Here is a 17,879-nt window from a genome sequence, read left to right as displayed (position 1 = left end):
ATCCTCCCAAATGAATTTTTATATTGACGGGTGTATCTGTAGTTCTCCTCCTCAGCGTAAAATGTAAAAAATTATGAAAATTAAATTTATTCTACAGCTATAACTTCAAATCGAATATACAACTTTAGCACTATATTGCAGGGAAGCGTCGAGGAAAATGTCGAATTCCCAGTAAATAAGTGGAGTATGAGAAAAAAAGGGCATAAAAGAAGTGAAATGAAGACAATATAAAGGAATGCAACAGATATCTGAATTTCAAGCGAGAGCGGGGATAAGATGTCGGAAAGATCTATTTTGGCTTATTTTAAAAGCCCTGAGGAAGCGGAGGGTGTTGCTCGTAAGCTCCGTGCACTTCGGGCCATTGAAATTTCCGTTGATCGCTTCAGTAGATATGGAGGCACGAGCTTTAGCTCAGGGGTAAACCCAGTGACAGGCAATGTTGCCAGAATGGACTCCATGACTGCTGAGCGTGCACACACAGGTATACTAGCTGCTGCTGATACCAGCGCCAGTGGGATGAGTCATGGCGGAGATGGAGGACCGACGGGTAGAGATATTTTACTTACGGTGATCTTGAATTCGGAGTCCCATGATCAAGCATTACGCTTAATTGAAGAAGCAGGCGGGATGATTTGAATAATAATTTTCTTAATAAGAAGGGAGACGATCGATACTATGGATAGAGAGAACTCGCAAATATTCTCAAAGACCGAGAAGATGAAAATGCTGTACGAGGCGAAGGCAGAGGACGTAGAGTTTTCAGCAGCGGAGGCAGATCTGGAGGATATCGAAGCCCAGGCCCGGGCGTTAGAAGCAGACAAACGTCAGCTGCATGAAATTATGAAAAAAGAATAGATGCTAAAAGCTAAGGCAGATACCTCACATTGTGGGGTATTTTTGCGTTCTGGTGTGTATAATTAGGAGAATAGCCCAAGCAGGAGGGAGAATATGGACAACGTTATTTTATGGATAGGTTTAGCACTACTTATCGCATTCTTAACTTTTATGAATCAGAAGCAACTGTACTCTTCAAAAGTAAAACAGGCCTACCGTGAGCTGCGGGAGCTGACTGAAAAAGTTCGGCTGGAACGATCAGAGGCAAGCGATTTATATCGTTGGGAAGTAGAATTAGCCGAGATGGAGAAACACCCGAACGAACTTAATAAACTGGATGCTGAGATTGGGCTTCGCCAGGCGTTTGTGATGTATTTGGAAAGACACAGTCCTCTGGATGTAAGACTTCCAAGTTTAAAGGAGGCTGCATCCTATCAGAAGGATTCGGTATGGGGAATTAAGATCGGAGATTACGGATCCAAGAAATAAGGAAATGTACATATAAGAGGCTATGTTTGCTGGACCGTTTGGTATGTGCATTTTGCAAGAGACAAATTAGTATTAATAGGAACTTGCTTCGAACCCTGGCTGGAATTACGGCTGGGGTTTTTGTGGTTAAAAATAATTACGGAAAAACTCCCTGTATTTTTCTCCAGGCACCTAAAAATGTGAGCTTTTAGGGAGAATCTCCCACAAATAACTCTTAAAAATAGAAAAAGGCTTGATTTTAAAAGATTAAAGGGAGCATTTCCCTAAAAAAGAGATAAATCTTCGATATTCGTGTATTTATAGGGAGGTTTTCCTTAATTATCATCACTTAAAAGTATTTCAGGGATCAATCTATTAGAAATGAGCAATACTCGCTCGCCATCGGCCTTTTTTAACAACGAATTTTAATAAATTTAATAAGAATCATGTATTTCTCTCTGCGCAATAAGAGCGTATAATTGTTCAGATATACTTCATGATGACGCGACGAGTAACTTATAGATATCCAGGAGGAATTATTATATGGGAATGGTACACTCTCAGGGAGTTACCGATGAGCTTGTTGTCCGATCTTTAGAAAAAAATTTAGCGATTATAAGGTTTGATCTTGAGCGACGAGTGGCTTATGTGAATGACGTTTTTGCTAGTTCGATGGGGTATAACAAAGAAGAGATGTATGGTATGCATCATAAAGAGTTTTGCTTTCCTCACTTTGTAAATAGCCCGGGCTATGAGCTGTTCTGGCAGGATCTTTTTTCAGGAAAAAGTGTTCAGGATAAGATCGAACGAATGGATGCAAAAGGAAATGCGGTATGGCTGGAAGCTACATATATGCCTGTCTTTGATGAAAATAATGAACAGGTCATTGGCGTATCTAAGATAGCGACTAATATCACGGATCGACAAAATAACATGAGTGTTGTGGTACAGCGGATGAAAGAGATGTCGGACAGCTTAAATCATAGAGCCGAGAAAGGCATTGAACGTAGTCAAGAACTATTGCTGAGTATCGATAAAATAGCCGAAGTATCCATTGAAAATACACAGACTCTAGCTAATCTGGAGACACAAGCGGTATCGATTCAGGGAATTGTACAAACTATTCGTAACATTGCTTCGCAAACGCAACTGTTAGCGCTTAACGCAGCAATTGAAGCGGCACATGCCGGGGAGTTTGGGCGTGGTTTTGACGTGGTTGCAAAAGAAGTTAGGAAGCTATCTTCCATGGTGCAGGATTCGATCATTCAAGTGAAAGATAGTGTGGATGCCATTACGCTGGAAATCAATAAGATCTCCAAAGGAACAAACCAGGTGCAAGAAAATATAGAAGCTAGTCAACAGCAGATTCAAATAGCCGTAGATGATTTCAATAATATTTCTTCCTCAGCCCAGGATTTAGATACACAAGCACGAGAGGTTATGAATATCATTTAATTTCTGTATGCTGTTAGCGTGAATATAAAGGAAAGCCAGTTCTCAGATTTATGGGGAGTGGCTTTTTGTGTTGCGAGTTTAATTGTTATCTTTCATCTGTTATTACTAGCATCTATAGTTTATGCTCAGAAAAACGAACCTTTTCCAGAGATTGGTTGTCATATAGATATCACGGATAAGAAAGGAGGGAGAAAGATTTGCAGACTAATCGGGAATTATTCGAAGCCTACAACAAGGATGTATATCGGACCTGCTACTATATGGTGCATGACGCGGCGGATGCGGAGGACTTGACGCAGGATGTGTTCATTACCGTATTTCACACGAATCGTGAGAACGTAGAGCATTTGAAGGCTTGGATTATGAAAATAACGGTCAACCATTGCCTGAATCATTTGAAACGGAAGCGTACCTTACAGCAAAAAATCTCAGACAATCTTTATTTATTTAAGAAATCTCCTGAAACCCCTGTAGAGCGATTGATTGAACAGAGGGAGACATCAATGGAATGGGCGAAATATTTGAGCCAGTTGCCAGTCAAACTTCGGATGGTGATTACGCTTAGGTACATGCATGATTTCAGCTTGGCTGAAGTATCAGACCTGCTATCCATCCCGCTCGGGACGACCAAATCAAGGCTGCATAAAGGGCTAAAGGTATTGCGGAGAATTTTGCTGGAGGCTGGGGTTCAAATTGAACGGAAAGAGGGCGAATCTTATGAAAAAGTTGGAGAATATGCTGGAGCATCAGTTAAATGAGGGTCAAAGTGTAACATATCCTGATTTTGAAAGCATGTGGGAGAGAATTGAACATAAAAATACAACATCTTTTCACGCTCGGATGAGCAGTGGTAGCCAGAAACAGGGGAGAAACTGGAGCAAAATAGCACTTGTTTCATCGTTTTCATTACTTCTAGCGGCGGCGCCAGTATATGCGGCAGTTCATTATAATTGGGATACAATGCTCCGTGAAAAAGGTGGTATTCAGGCGGCACTGGCACAAAACCTCGGTCAAAAGCTGGATCAATCGGTGACAAAGGACGGAGTGACGCTAAAGCTACATACCGCCATTGTGGATGAGAATCGAACGGTCATCTTATTCACATTGGATGTTGGACAACGACAGGACAGTGAAACTTGGCGTGTGACTGAGATGACCCTGAAAGGTACTGAGGGGGGAAATAGTTCTGGAGAGTACAATTATCTGAACTGGGACGAAAAGAACCAAATTTATAACGGTTATTTCGAAAGTGAATGGACACCAGAGAAGGACACCGTGAATGTTCAGCTAGTTACAAATGAAATTCAGGCTTTTAGTGAACAATCGTTAGATTTGCCGCTGGATATTCACTCGACGGAGACACAGAGCTTCCCTATTGGACAGGAGGGGATGCGCAGCATAGAGGTGAAGCCGTTTACCCAAGGTCAAGAGAAAATGTTATTCTCTTCAGCGATCATTTTTGATCAGCCAGAAGCAAAAGAATGGGCCTATCCAAATATTGTCGGTTACAAAAATGGAACGCTCATAAATTCGCTGCCTGGAGGTACTTTCGGTACACCAGGAGAAAAAGGGGAGTATACAGCGCAGCAATACTTTAAGGCGGAGGATGTTTCCGGTGGTCAAACGACTTATAAGCTGCAATATATGAAGAAAGAAAAAGATGTTAATGGACCACTTTCATTCGATCTTCAATTAAGTAAAAAGCAGATGGAGAGCGGGACGATAAAAACCAGTCTAAATCTGCCGCTCGAGGCAGGTGAGACTGATTACACGCTGGAGAATATGGTTGTGTCGCCTACTCAAATTCGAGTCACAGTTAGAAGTAAGGATATAGACAATGGCTTCCCTTATAAAAAGTATGCTCTTGAAGTAGCAGGCAAGACGCTTGAGGGGAATTTATGGAGATCTCCAGAGGGTGAGCCGGAGCTGACAGTGCTTCGTTTCGAACGGCCAGTCGATCTTGAAATTACGAAAGAGACTCCGATTACCTTTGTAGCTAAATATAAGGTGACTCAGCATGGCAGCTATAAAATTACCAAAAATAATGATGACAAAATACCGCTTCTTTTAACGAACATTTCTCAAAAGAAACAGACGATTATCCAGCAACTCAACGGGTATCCGGTGAAGTGGACATACTATATGCAAGGATCCGATCTTTATGTAGAAACTGGAAGTGAAGATGCTCGCTTCGGTGGAATTAACCAGACACATATTGGGTTGGGTAAGGAGCGCATCCTAGGTAAACCGCTAACCGTCAATTTCGCGGGGGATGGAAACAACAAGGCCATTGATGTGTATAAGGATTTTAAAGGTACAGAAGCTACTATCTATATGTTCTACTATACAACTGATGATCCGGATAAAGAAACGAGAGTGCAGATCCGGTTATAAGAGTTAGAAGAAGCATAATTAAAGGAAATAGAATAACTTTTTTAGGGGATGAACCTTGTGTTCTTCCCTTTTTTTCGTTTACAGTGAGTAGACGTTGTAAAGGTTTAGCTATGAATAATTAAAGGGGGAGGAAATGATGGAAGTCACTCGCTGTGCTTGGGTCAATGATGATCCTCTATATATTGCCTATCATGATGAAGAGTGGGGAAAGCCTCTGTATGGTGACCAAAAGCTGTTTGAATTGCTTATGCTGGAAGGGATGCAGGCAGGGCTGAGCTGGTACACGGTACTAAAAAAACGGGCGCGTTTCAGAGAGGTATTTGACGGATTTGATCCGAATAAGATTGTCCATTATGATGAAGCCAAAATGGCAGAGCTAATGAGTGATCCAGGGATTATTAGAAATCGATTGAAAATTGATGCTATCATTCGTAATGCGGGTGTGTATTTGCAAATTTGCGAGGAATATGGCAGCTTTGCAGAGTATCTCTGGAGCTTTGTCGGAGGTGTGCCAACTATTAATCATTGGAAGACTCGTGCAGATGTACCTGCTTCGACGGCTCAGTCTGATGAGATGAGTAAGGCATTAAAGAAGAAAGGCATGAAGTTTGTGGGTACTACAATATGCTATGCTTTTATGCAGGCATCGGGGATGGTGGATGATCATTCGCTCAACTGCTTTTGTAGGCGTAAAGAGGACGTCGCAGGTCGTTGAGCTGTAGTTTGGCGTTACACCAATAAGAAATGTTATACTATGAAGCGAATGCTTTCGAAGCGAGTTTTGCACGAAGTAAACCAATGAAGCAAATGCTCACAAAACTAAGCCTATGCTTTCGAAGCGAGTTTTGCACGAAGTAAACCAATGAAGCAAATGCTCACAAAACTTTTAGGAGGATTACATAAAGATGTTATGGCATGAAGTGACGATACATACAACAGAAGAAGCACAGGAAATGATTTCGAATTTTTTATATGAAGCTGGTGCGGGTGGGGTTTCTATCGAGGAATCCGGCACACTGAATAAAGAACGGGATACACGTTACGGTGAATTGTACGACCAACCTTTGAATGATATTCCTGAAGGGGAAGCGGTCATAAAAGGGTATTATGCCGATTCCACAGATATGGATGCTGTTATAGAAGAATTGACTCCACGGGTAGCCGAATTGCATGAGTACGGGATTGATCCAGGCAAAGCGTTGATTTCTTGGAAGACTGTGGATGAAGACGAATGGGCGCATGCTTGGAAGCAATATTTCAAACCGCTACGCGTATCCAAACGTCTTACCATTAAACCAACCTGGGAGGAATATACGCCTGAGAGTCCAGATGAAGCCATCATTGAGATCGACCCTGGCATGGCATTTGGTACTGGGACTCACCCTACAACAGCTTTGTGCCTCCGTGCACTTGAAAAGAATATTAGCGGCGGTGAAGAAGTTATCGATGTCGGCACCGGTTCAGGAATTCTGGCTGTAGGTGCGATGCTGCTAGGTGCAAAATCCGTGTTGGCCTTAGATTTAGATCCGGTGGCTGTGGAAAGTGCACGGGAGAATGTAGCCCTTAACAAGCTTGAATCATCCATAACGGTAAAAGAGAGCGATCTTCTATCGCTGCTGGGCGGGGAAGGCGTAGCGGATACAGCGGCTGGAGAGATGTGGCCATCCGCTAGACCTGGTCACTCACTAGAAGGAGCCGTTCCTGCTAAGCAAGAGCAAGAAGGCAACCTTGGCTTGACATTGCCTGTACAAATTGTAGTTGCGAATATTTTGGCGGAAATCATCGTATTGTTTACGGATGATGTGTACCGCGCGCTTCAGCCTGGAGGCCTCTACATTACCTCAGGTATATATAAAGATAAAGAAGGACTTGTAGCGAACGCGCTAAAAGCGTCTGGTTTTGAGATTATTGAAATATCCCGTGAGGAAGATTGGGTGGCGTTTACAGCCGGAAAGAGGTAAAGATGGATATATTACAAAATATAATTCGAGTAGATTTAGATCAGCTTCCTTTCCTGCTCATTACAATTTTAATTGCTTTTACAGTACATGAATTCAGTCATGCATATTTCGCGAATAAGTTCGGTGACCCAACAGCAAGATTACTTGGCCGCATGACGCTTAATCCTGCTGTTCATTTCGATTTCTTTGGTATTTTGCTGCTGCTAGTTGCTGGCTTCGGTTGGGCACGTCCGGTTCCGGTAAACCGCGATAACTTTAGTCGTCCTCGTCTCATGGGAGTCATCGTGTCGGCTGCGGGACCAATCAGTAACCTGCTCTTAGGAATTATTGGTGCTATAATATACGGTGCACTTGCGGCAACTGGAGTTCTAGATAATATCTCGAATGATCGCATGCTCGAGGCTGTATACTTATTCTTTGGCACCTTCATTCAATGGAACTTCTTTCTGTTTCTGTTCAATCTTATTCCGCTGCCGCCACTGGATGGCTATCGGATTGTGGAAGATATCGCCCCACGTTCGATCCGCGGCAAATTACAGCAATTTGAACAATGGGCTGTATTTCTGTTTTTATTGATTCTGTTTATTCCTGGGCTACGGACGTATACGATTGATCCGCTCGCAGGCTGGGCTAGTGAAATGTCGAGAACATTTGTACAGCTGTCTCTAAGAATTTTTGGCAGCTAAGGCAAGAGATGAAGTCTGTTCAACCTTTGTCAAACATTGTATTATGTAATTTGATCAAAATTTGATCGTTAATTTTCGTCTGACCAAACCTTATATTTCTTGAAGAAACGGGTGACGTTCTTATAAGGGCGACTAAGCCGTTTCTTCAAATATATGAAAGTATAAGTATCACTTTATACTTTATAACTTATATTTTTCGATTAAACGCTTACCGTCCTTATAAGGACGCCGAAGGCGTTTATATTTGTTACTGAATTTATGAACAGGATGATGATGAGATGCAGCGATATTTCGTTACACCGGAGCAGTTTGGTGCGGATACCGTGAGAATTGATGGGGAAGACGCCCGTCATATCGCTAAAGTGATGCGTGGTAAGGCAGGGGACAAGCTTATTGTTAGCGATGGTGTTTCCCGTGAGGCATTAGTAGAGATTGCGCAGATTGAAATTGGGGAAGTCACTGTGAACATTTTGGAGTCCCTGGAGATGACGCATGAACCTCGAATTAAAATTACAGTCGCTCAGAGCTTGCCTAAAGCCGATAAGATGGAAACTGTCATTCAGAAGTGTACAGAGATTGGTGCTGTAGGCTTTGTTCCTTTTCTGTCAGAACGCACAATAGTGCAATACGACGAGCGTAAAGAAAGCAAACGACTGGATCGCTGGCGTAAAATTTGTAAGGAAGCTGCCGAACAGGCTCATCGGAACATCGTTCCGTCTGTAGGGTCACCGTTGTCCTGGAAACAGCTTTTGCAGACTTTTAGTGAATATGATGCTGTTTATTTCTGTTATGAAAAAGAGGAAGGCTTACAGCTTCGAAGCAGCGTCGCTCCATGGTTAGCATCGCTTTCGCCGCAGTCTGGCGGGAAAGTTATGGTTGTGGTAGGTCCTGAAGGAGGTTTTACTCCGGAGGAATGCCTCAAGGCAGAAGAAGCCGGGGCAGTATCCGTAGGACTAGGACGGCGAATTCTGCGCTGTGAGACAGCGGGCATGGTTGCCGCTGCTTGTATATTATATGAATCTGGAGAAATGGGAGGAGCTTAAGAGATGCCAACCGTAGCGTTTTATACTTTAGGTTGTAAAGTGAATTTCTATGATACCGAAGCCATTTGGCAGCTATTTAAAAATGAAGGTTACGAGCAGGTTGATTTCGAGGGTCCCGCCGATGTATATCTGATTAATACTTGTACAGTAACTAACACAGGTGACAAAAAAAGCCGTCAAATGATCCGACGTGCCGTGCGCCGTAATCCAGAGGCCATCGTAGCCGTAACAGGCTGCTACGCACAGACCTCTCCTGGGGAGATTCTAGATATTCCTGGAGTTGACCTTGTCATCGGTAACCAGGACCGCGATCAGATCATGACACATGTGAAGAATATTGAAGCCTCACGTCAGCCGGTCAATGCTGTGCGTAATATTATGAAGACACGTGAGTTCGAAGAGATGGATGTGCCAGGCTTTGCGGATCGGACGCGTGCTTTTATGAAGATTCAGGATGGTTGTAACAACTTCTGCACCTTCTGCATCATTCCATGGTCGCGTGGACTTTCTCGCAGTCGTGATCCAAAAAGCATCGTAGCTCAAGCGCATCAATTGGTAGAAGCAGGGTATAAGGAGTTTGTACTAACGGGTATTCATACCGGAGGTTACGGTGATGATCTTGATAATTACCGTCTTTCCGATTTACTGTGGGATCTAGATAAGGTAGATGGTCTGGAACGGGTGCGTATCAGTTCTATTGAAGCTAGTCAGATTGATGAGAAGCTGCTTGAGGTACTGAACCGCTCCTCCAAAATGTGCCGTCATCTGCATATTCCGTTACAAGCCGGTCATAATGATGTGCTGAAAGCGATGCGCCGTAAATATACGACAGAAGAGTATTACGCCAAAATGCAATTGATCCGCCAGGCGATGCCAGATGTCGGGATTACCACTGACGTTATCGTTGGATTCCCGGGTGAGACCGATGAGATGTTCCGTGCCGGATACGATTTCATGAAGGCTGTAAATTACTCGGAGATGCATGTATTCCCATATTCCAAGCGGACAGGTACTCCTGCAGCGCGGATGGAGAATCAGATCGATGAGGAGATCAAAAATGCACGCGTGCAGGAGCTGATTGATCTATCCGAAGAAATGCAATTAGCATATGCCCGTAAGTTTGTAGGACAGACGCTTAGTGTGATTCCGGAAAGATCCGCTAAAGGGTCTCCAGGCCGCAATATCCAGCATGGGTTCAGCGACAACTATTTGCAGGTCTTCTTTGATGGAGAGGATTCACTTCAAGGAGAACTTTGTGAGGTGAAGATCACCGAAGCTGGTGTGAACGAATGCCGAGGCGAATTGGTCGGGGTTAGTCAGAGCGGTCTTAAGCTGGCTGTTCGTTAAGGAATAGACGTTAGTTAAAAGACAGTAAAGGAGCAATTCTCCCGTTAATGGAGTATTGCTCCTTTGTGTGTTTGGCGTTAGCTGAGAAATGCAACCGCATAGCAGAGGAATAGCTGCTACATGGGAGAGGTATAGCTCTCTCCTAATCTTGCGGTTTTCTATGGAGATACCAGCATACTTTTTAGTCATTTGAGCATACTTTCGGACTCCAGGGACAATATTCTTGGAAAAGTGGTACATATATTAGCAGTGATTTTGTAAAGAAGCCCAAAACTGCGCCCGTATCGCCCGGAAGGCGCGAAAGGTGAAAAAGAGGGGTATAAATCCCCCAGATATCGCCCGAAAGGCGCGAAAGATGAAAAAGAGGGGTATAAATCCCCCAGATATCGCCCGAAAGGCGCGAAAGATGAAAAAGAGGGGTATAAATCCCCCAGATATCGCTCGAAAGGTGTGAAACGTGAGAAAGAGGGGTATAAATCCCCCAGATATCGTCTGGAAGGTGTGAAACGTGAGAAAGAGGGGTATAAATCCCCCAGATATCGCTGAGAAGGTGGTGCGGAGCGCCTGAAAGAGAAGCTCTCGCTTACAATCACTATAAATGACTTGTACTATGTCATCTTTTTAACTCTTTTATGGACGAAACTGGCCTGATGAATCCTGATCGTTACGTAGAAATAATGCAGCTATTCCTGATAATGAATTCTTACGAGTAGCGCCAAGAAGTGGTCAGATAAGAGACGGGGGGGGGAGCAGCAGCCACGGTAACTCATTGCTTTTGGGGTCCCCTGCATGATCAAAAAAACATCCGCAGGATCATAATCGAAACAATCCCAACCAGTACAGTTCCTAACAAACTCCGGGTCTTTATAGCGATCCAAAAAGTAGGGATTGCCGCAAAAAGCTCAACGTTATTAGCTATAGGTGAGAATTTTCCATCATTTAAGAGGATCTCCTGACCTATTAGTGCCGCCATAACAGAGATAGGAACATAATTTAACCAGCGCATTCCCCATTCAGGCAATTCGAATCGGCTTAGAATCATTAATGGAGCCACCCTTGGAATGAAGGTTACCAAAGCCGCCCCTAGAATAATCAAAAATACATCCCATCTCACTTCCATTTTTCAAACACCATCCCTACTGTTGACGCAATGACCGTTGCAATAATGACACCCACACTACCGGAGAATACGAAGGAGCTAGCTACAGCGATGATTACTGCTAGGATTGCGACAACTAAATCAAGTTTTATTTTATTACGATCAATCATGGAAATAACAAGGATGCCAATGAACATGGCAGGTAAAGCAAACTGTAGACCGAATTGATCTGGATCAGAAATCCACTGTGCCAAAAAAGCTCCTGCTATATTCGCAATAAACCAATTTAAATAGGCAGTGAGATTAAGGCCATGCATCCATTTTTCACTGATTTGTTGCTTATTCACTGTTTGATTAATAGCAACTCCAAAGGTCTCATCTGTCAGCAGGGTTCCAACCAGCATGTTTCTCAGTGGGGTAAGATGCCGGAAATAAGGTGACAGAGCTGCACTAAGCAAAATATGACGAAGATTCACGATAAAAATCGTAACGACGATAGCAACAGGTGAGCTGCTTACAGCTATCATTCCAGCAGCTATAAACTGTGCTGAACCGGCATAAAGCATCAGACTGATCAAGGCAATCTCAGCAATGCTTAGTCCGGCTGTCTTTTGAACAACACCTGCTGCAAGTCCAATGCTCAAATAACCTAGTAGTGTTGGAATGCAATCTTTTACCCCTTTAAGGAAGCTATCCTCCTCTTTTGGAGTAGGGATTGTCTCTAGTTGAAAGTTCTCTATACTCATCATAGCCCCCTTGGTTCAAAAAAAGAATGTAGTAGCTAGCATATTACTTCCTAATATATTGATCAACCTATCACCTGATTATCTAGTCTGAAAGTCCTGAATTTGGCTTTATGGAGTTATAGGGTAAACACTTGGTGTACAATTGTCGATATAAGTAAAAGAGTGTGGGGATAAACCACCAAACGACATTATAACCTAAGGGAGAGAACAAATGACTGTGTACAGGAAAATGACGAAAATGCTCCTCATCATGATATTGTTAGCTACTGCGGTTTTTCCGGTAAGTGTCTTTGCAGCTGCCGGCGATATCAACTCGATTGAGTTTGAAAGCTCTGCCAAAGTGCAGCTTACGGTTGGACAAACGCCAAAGCAACTGAAGGTATATGCGAATGTGGAAGGGTCCTCCTCCAAAAGAGATGTGACTGGTGCAGTGGTATGGAATTCTTCTAACACTAACGCTGTAAAAGTAGTAAATGGCTTATTGACTCCAATAGATAGCGGAAAGGCTATTATTACAGCTACTTATAATCATGCACTCGCTACTATAGAAGTAGAGGTTTCACATCCGATCAAAGAATTGAAGCTCGAATATAGCTCCGAAGGGAACTACAAATTGGGTGACGAAGAGGATAAACTGTTGGTCAAAGCCAATGCGATTGGTGGCGAAACAGCAACTTCTGCCAAGGATGTAACGGCTGATACCACTTGGAGCAGCTCCAATACAAGCGTATTGACGATTGCAGAAGGTAAAATCACACTGGCGGGTGAAGGTACCTCAACCATTACTGCCAAATACAAGGATCTAACAGCAACCTTTAAAGCTGTAGTCAAATTGCCTTATTCTGAAATTGAGCTTAAAAATGATAAGGGCATCGTAATTAAGGAAATTGAAATGCTCGTTGGCGATAATCCGGTGAAAGTAGCTGCGTTTACCAAAGAGACTACAAAGACGACCGCAAATGATATTTCAGAGAAAGCGGAATGGTCTTCTTCTAATACAAGTGTCGCTACTGTAGACAAGGGAGAAATCAAAGTACTGTCCGCAGGAAAAGCTGTAATTACAGTATCTTATCTGGGGATTACACAAACTGTGGATGTATATGTACGTGCTCCTTACGAGGCATTATTGCTTACTCCATCAGGCGATCAATTCTTGTTTATGGGTGAGAGCTTGAACGTTAAAGCAGAAGTTAGAGATGCTGCGAATTCCACTCCGAATGTATCCAGTAGTGCAGTATGGAGTTCGGACAACCAACTCGCGGCGACGGTTACTGCGGGTACTGATGCTGCAGCGATCACCGCAAAAGCAGTGGGAACATCGGTTATTAAAGCAGAATACAGAGGGATTAGTAAAAGCTTTAAGTTGACGGTATACCCTACGATTACTGAGTTGGAAGCTGATAAAAAGGAACTGGACATGTACACAGAGGATTCCGTTAGTTTGCCAAAGGTCAACGGAACCAAGCTAGATGGAACGAAGCTGGATCTCAGTCAAGAAATCGAGTGGACTTCTGCCAACGATGAGATCGCCACCATCAAAGATGGCAAGCTCGTTGCTGAAAAGGCTGGTACTGTTAATATTGTCGGCAAAATAAAATCAGAGAATCCTACCTCCTCCAAAGCGGCTATCCGGGAAAAAAGTGTTGTAGTGAGTGTTACAGTTAAAGATAAGGTTCATATCCTGCTCGGACCAGAGGAAAACGTTGTGATTGTTACTGGTGAAGAGAAGGCTGTTCCTGAAGTCAAAGCTGTGATGGAAAATGGGAATGAACTCGATGCTACAGGTACTATGGAATGGGAGATTACCGGTACGAATGCAATTATCAAGACAACCTCTTCCGGCAAGGTAATCAAAGGACTGGTGAAGGGTTCTGCTACTTTAAAGGGAACCTACGCTAATAAGACTATTAGTATCCCGGTTACTATTGAACAAAAGGTTACTAAGATTGTTGTAGAACCGAATGCGATTGAATTGAATATTAAAGGTTCTAAATCCATAAAGGTAACGGCTTACTACTCTAATGGTAAGACGGGGAATATCTCCAGCAGCATGAATTGGGAGTCTTCGAATGAAGCAGTTGCCACGGTTAAAAGTACATCTGTTAAAGCCATAACAGAAGGAACTGCGACGTTATCAGGTTCTTACCAAGGGCTCGCTGCTAGTGTCAAAATTAATGTAGTTCCTAAGCTAATGAAGTTGACTGTCAACGAGAATAGACTGAAGATGGCTCCGGGAGCTGTTCAGAATGCAGTTGTGATTGCGCAGTATGATACGGGGAAGACCGCTATTGTTACTGGAAGTGCGGCGTGGACTAGCTCTAAGCCTTCTGTAGCTAGAGTATCTGCTAGCGGCCAGATTGTAGCTGTGAGCAAAGGAACGGCATCCATTAAAGGAAAGATTGGCACCAAGACAGTGACGGTAACCGTTACTGTGAAATAGATAAAGCAAATCATATAATAACTCTATAAGTGGTCTGGGTCTGCAAAGCCAACATTAATGTTGCTTTGCAGATTTTTTTATTTTAATCTATATTAATTCCGACTATTCCGATGTATAATTACATAAAATAAAAGAGAAGCGTTGGGGGAGATGAAAATATGGCAAAACAAAAGGTGTTATCGATTAAGACGATTGTTGCGATTGGTATCGGTTCTGCTTTATTCGTTATTTTGGGCAGGTTCGGTTCGATTCCATCCGGAATTCCAAACACTAACATTGAGACTACATACGCTTTACTGGCATTGTTCGCACTGTTGTACGGTCCGTTTGCCGGATTACTCATTGGCCTGATCGGACATACACTGAAGGATGCGATTTTTTATGGTTCCCCTTGGTTCAGTTGGGTGATCGCTTCTGGAATTGTTGGGCTCGTTGTTGGTCTGCTTGTGGCTAGAATTGGGATTCATGACGGGGAATTCGGACGAAAGGAACTGATTCGTTTTAATCTGGCCCAGATTGTAGCAAACGCAATCGCCTGGTTCTTAGTAGCACCTGTACTGGATATTCTAATCTATGCAGAACCAGCGAATAAAGTATTCACACAAGGACTTATCGCCGGAGCATCCAATATCGTCACTGTAGCAGTGATTGGCTCACTACTCGCAATTGCATATGCAAAGACAAGAACGAAGCAAGGCAGCTTGACCAGAGAAGCCTGAGTAGCATATAATCCAAACCAAAAGCCGGTGGAGATCACCGGCTTTTTTATGGCTGTAAAACATATAATGGAAGTGAAATTCTTCAAACGAAGCTAAGAGGAAGGTCAAGGATGAAAAAAGCAGTGATTGAATTTAAGGATTTTAGTTTTCAATATCGAGCACAGCAGGAGCCTACACTCACAGATATCAACTTAACGATTGCCGAAGGGGAGAAGGTACTTATTGTGGGACCCTCTGGTTCTGGAAAAAGTACACTGGCTCATTGTATAAACGGACTCATCCCTTTTGCCTATAAAGGTGAAATGTCTGGGTCATTGCAAATTAAGGGTCTGGAGCAGAAAGAACTTAGTATTGCAGCATTGTCGGATCAGGTAGGGACTGTATTGCAGGACCCGGACGGACAATTTGTTGGATTAACGGTTGGAGAGGACATCGCCTTCAGTCTGGAGAATCACGCGGTTCAACAGGCCGAAATGATAGAAAAGGTAGTGGCTGCGGCAACAGCCGTGGATATCCACGAATATTTGGGAGCGTCACCTCAGGAATTGTCAGGCGGTCAGAAGCAAAAAACGACCTTAGCTGGTGTTCTGGTTGGTGATGTGGACATCCTGTTGTTTGATGAGCCTTTGGCAAACTTAGATCCATATACTGGCACAAAAGCGATTGAGCTTATTGACCGAGTGCAAAAAGAGACCGGTAAAACGGTTATTATTATCGAGCACAGGCTCGAGGAAGTACTTCACCGTGCGGTGGACCGCATTATTGTGATCCATGACGGACGCATTGCGGCGGATATGCCAGCCGCTGAGCTATTAAGCACTCGCTTACTTTCAGAAGTAGGTATTCGGGAACCTCTCTATTTAACGGCTTTAAAGTATGCAGGATGTACGATTGCATCAGATATGAATCCACAGCATATAGATGAAATTCGGCTGGACTCTTGCTCCAGCAAGCTTGAGTACTGGTATGATAATAATAATTCGCAGCAGGATAAACGTGAGAGTCTACCTATCCTTGAGTTACATGATGTTTCATTCGGTTATGAGAAGAGCAGACCAGTACTTCATAAACTTAACCTTCTTATTCATAAAGGAGAAATGGTCTGTATAGCTGGGAGAAATGGTGCTGGGAAATCCACGGTATCTAAGCTTATCTGTGGCTTTTATATGCCCACTTCCGGTTCGATATTGATGAACGGAAGGGATATTGCCAAGGATACGATTAAGGAGCGGGCAGAGCGGATCGGTTTCGTGATGCAGAATCCTAATCATATGATTTCTAAGACGCTTTTATATGATGAGGTTGCGCTAGGCCTTAAATTACGAGGGGTGTCCGAGGAGATTATTCGTGAGCGAGTGCATCATGTTTTGAAAATATGCGGTCTATACGCTTTTCGTAGCTGGCCCATCTCTGCGCTCAGCTACGGTCAGAAGAAACGTGTGACTATTGCTTCTATTATGATCCTGGAGCCGGAAGTGATCATATTAGATGAGCCGACTGCAGCACAGGATTATAGGCACTACAACGAAATGATGGAATTTCTTTTGACGCTTCGGGAACAGGGAATGACGGTCATTATGATTACCCATGATATGCATCTTATGCTGGAGTATGCCGATAGAGCTGTAGTGTTGTCTGATGGTGTTAAGCTTGCTGATGATAGCCCTGAGCGAGTATTAACCAATATAGAAGTAGTGAGGAATGCTAATTTGAAAGAGACCTCACTATTTACATTGGCTATGAGGGTCCAATTGGATCAGCCAGAAGAGTTCGTAAGAAGATTTATTGCATACGACAGGAGGAGCCGGGGCGGATGAAGGCCACAATGTTAACTTTTACGAAGCAAGATTCACCTATTCACCGTCTTACAGGCGCTACTAAGCTGATTTTATTTATAGTGTGGTCTGTGACAGGGATGATTACATATGATACAAGATGTCTAATAGTGATGTTATTATTTAGTTTGATTGCCTTTAGAGTCTCTAAAGTTCAATTTCAGGATTATGCTTTCGTATTATATTTTATCCTGATCTTCTTTGTGCTTAATCATATAGCTATCTTTATTTTTTCTCCTTTGGAAGGTGTAAAGGTTTACGGTTCACGTCATGATATTGTTCATCTTGTAGGTCGGTATACCGTTACATATGAGCAGCTATTCTACCAATTAAATATTGCCCTTAAGTATGCAGTAGTCATTCCCATGGCACTGTTGTTCCTTCTAACGACAAATCCTAGTGAATTCGCAGCGTCTTTAAACCGGATTGGTGTGAATTATAAAATTGCATATTCTGTATCGCTTGCGCTGCGGTACATTCCGGATATCCAAAGAGATTATGAGAATATATCATTCTCTGCTCAGGCACGGGGAATAGACATCTCTCGAAAAGAAAAGCTGCCTAAGCGGCTTAAAAATATCATTTCGATTCTAATGCCCTTGATTCTGACTAGCATTGAGCGAATTGAGAATATTAGTACGGCTATGGAGTTACGTGGCTTCGGAACTAATAGAAAACGGACTTGGTACAGCAGTCGTCCGTTCTCAAGAAATGACTATATTGCTTTAATCTTATTCGCTCTGATCGCAATATCTTCGACGGTAATCACTTTTTACGATGGATCGCGGTTTTATAATATTTTCGATTGAAGTATAATAGTACAGTTGTGGAAAGTTTGGGATCAGGCGTTAC

General features: G+C 43.0%; 17 protein-coding genes. 15 read left to right on the top strand and 2 right to left on the bottom strand.

What is annotated here, in order from left to right:
- The first annotated feature begins 276 nt into the window (after positions 1-276).
- The 11 genes from H70737_RS22895 (at position 277) to mtaB (ending at position 10,188) form a co-directional block, all read left to right on the top strand.
- Complete coding sequence (locus H70737_RS22895; protein WP_042190997.1) at positions 277-636, top strand: hypothetical protein; 360 nt, start codon at positions 277-279, stop codon at positions 634-636.
- 39 nt (positions 637-675) lie between these two features.
- Positions 676-855, top strand: a complete 180-nt coding sequence (locus H70737_RS22890) for a YfhD family protein (RefSeq protein ID WP_042130382.1) — start codon at positions 676-678, stop codon at positions 853-855.
- A gap of 93 nt (positions 856-948) precedes the next feature.
- A complete protein-coding gene (locus H70737_RS22885) occupies positions 949-1,323 on the top strand; it encodes a hypothetical protein (protein WP_042190995.1) in 375 nt (124 codons plus the stop codon).
- A gap of 522 nt (positions 1,324-1,845) precedes the next feature.
- Positions 1,846-2,757, top strand: coding sequence for a methyl-accepting chemotaxis protein (locus tag H70737_RS22880; protein WP_042190993.1), 912 nt, complete (start codon positions 1,846-1,848; stop codon positions 2,755-2,757).
- 197 nt (positions 2,758-2,954) lie between these two features.
- Complete coding sequence (locus H70737_RS22875; RefSeq protein WP_042190991.1) at positions 2,955-3,515, top strand: RNA polymerase sigma factor; 561 nt, start codon at positions 2,955-2,957, stop codon at positions 3,513-3,515.
- On the top strand, positions 3,475-5,151 hold the full coding sequence (locus tag H70737_RS22870; protein ID WP_042190989.1) for a DUF4179 domain-containing protein: 1,677 nt from the start codon (positions 3,475-3,477) through the stop codon (positions 5,149-5,151). Before H70737_RS22875 ends, H70737_RS22870 begins: the two co-directional genes overlap by 41 nt.
- A gap of 136 nt (positions 5,152-5,287) precedes the next feature.
- On the top strand, positions 5,288-5,866 hold the full coding sequence (locus tag H70737_RS22865; RefSeq protein ID WP_042190988.1) for a DNA-3-methyladenine glycosylase I: 579 nt from the start codon (positions 5,288-5,290) through the stop codon (positions 5,864-5,866).
- Positions 5,867-6,056: 190 nt separating this feature from the next.
- Positions 6,057-7,112 (top strand): 50S ribosomal protein L11 methyltransferase, encoded by a 1,056-nt coding sequence (gene prmA / locus H70737_RS22860; RefSeq protein ID WP_042190986.1) that lies wholly within the window; start codon positions 6,057-6,059, stop codon positions 7,110-7,112.
- 2 nt (positions 7,113-7,114) lie between these two features.
- Positions 7,115-7,798, top strand: a complete 684-nt coding sequence (locus tag H70737_RS22855) for a site-2 protease family protein (protein ID WP_042190984.1) — start codon at positions 7,115-7,117, stop codon at positions 7,796-7,798.
- Between the two features lie 278 nt (positions 7,799-8,076).
- On the top strand, positions 8,077-8,841 hold the full coding sequence (locus tag H70737_RS22850; RefSeq protein ID WP_042190982.1) for an RsmE family RNA methyltransferase: 765 nt from the start codon (positions 8,077-8,079) through the stop codon (positions 8,839-8,841).
- 3 nt (positions 8,842-8,844) lie between these two features.
- Positions 8,845-10,188 carry a tRNA (N(6)-L-threonylcarbamoyladenosine(37)-C(2))-methylthiotransferase MtaB gene (gene mtaB / locus H70737_RS22845; protein WP_042190981.1) on the top strand — a complete coding sequence of 448 codons (1,344 nt, stop codon included), beginning with the start codon at positions 8,845-8,847 and terminating at the stop codon, positions 10,186-10,188.
- A gap of 793 nt (positions 10,189-10,981) precedes the next feature.
- Here the strand turns inward: mtaB and H70737_RS22840 are convergent.
- Positions 10,982-11,308 carry an AzlD domain-containing protein gene (locus H70737_RS22840; protein WP_042190979.1) on the bottom strand — a complete coding sequence of 109 codons (327 nt, stop codon included), beginning with the start codon at positions 11,306-11,308 and terminating at the stop codon, positions 10,982-10,984.
- On the bottom strand, positions 11,299-12,033 hold the full coding sequence (locus H70737_RS22835; protein WP_042190976.1) for an AzlC family ABC transporter permease: 735 nt from the start codon (positions 12,031-12,033) through the stop codon (positions 11,299-11,301). The genes H70737_RS22840 and H70737_RS22835 overlap by 10 nt, the downstream gene beginning before the upstream one ends.
- A gap of 211 nt (positions 12,034-12,244) precedes the next feature.
- Here H70737_RS22835 and H70737_RS22830 point away from each other — a divergent pair, with 211 nt between their 5' ends.
- The 4 genes from H70737_RS22830 to H70737_RS22815 all read left to right on the top strand — a co-directional run bounded on the left by H70737_RS22830 (position 12,245) and on the right by H70737_RS22815 (position 17,836).
- Positions 12,245-14,473, top strand: coding sequence for a hypothetical protein (locus tag H70737_RS22830; RefSeq protein ID WP_042190974.1), 2,229 nt, complete (start codon positions 12,245-12,247; stop codon positions 14,471-14,473).
- 158 nt (positions 14,474-14,631) lie between these two features.
- Positions 14,632-15,192 carry an ECF-type riboflavin transporter substrate-binding protein gene (locus H70737_RS22825; protein WP_042190972.1) on the top strand — a complete coding sequence of 187 codons (561 nt, stop codon included), beginning with the start codon at positions 14,632-14,634 and terminating at the stop codon, positions 15,190-15,192.
- Between the two features lie 110 nt (positions 15,193-15,302).
- Positions 15,303-17,009 carry an ABC transporter ATP-binding protein gene (locus tag H70737_RS22820; protein WP_042190970.1) on the top strand — a complete coding sequence of 569 codons (1,707 nt, stop codon included), beginning with the start codon at positions 15,303-15,305 and terminating at the stop codon, positions 17,007-17,009.
- Positions 17,006-17,836, top strand: coding sequence for an energy-coupling factor transporter transmembrane component T family protein (locus H70737_RS22815; RefSeq protein ID WP_042190968.1), 831 nt, complete (start codon positions 17,006-17,008; stop codon positions 17,834-17,836). Before H70737_RS22820 ends, H70737_RS22815 begins: the two co-directional genes overlap by 4 nt.
- Positions 17,837-17,879: the final 43 nt, after the last annotated feature.

Source organism: Paenibacillus sp. FSL H7-0737 (assembly GCF_000758545.1).
Taxonomy (GTDB): domain Bacteria; phylum Bacillota; class Bacilli; order Paenibacillales; family Paenibacillaceae; genus Paenibacillus_AQ.
Note: the sequence above shows the minus strand (reverse complement) of the source record. Positions and strands in the feature narration are given on the sequence as shown.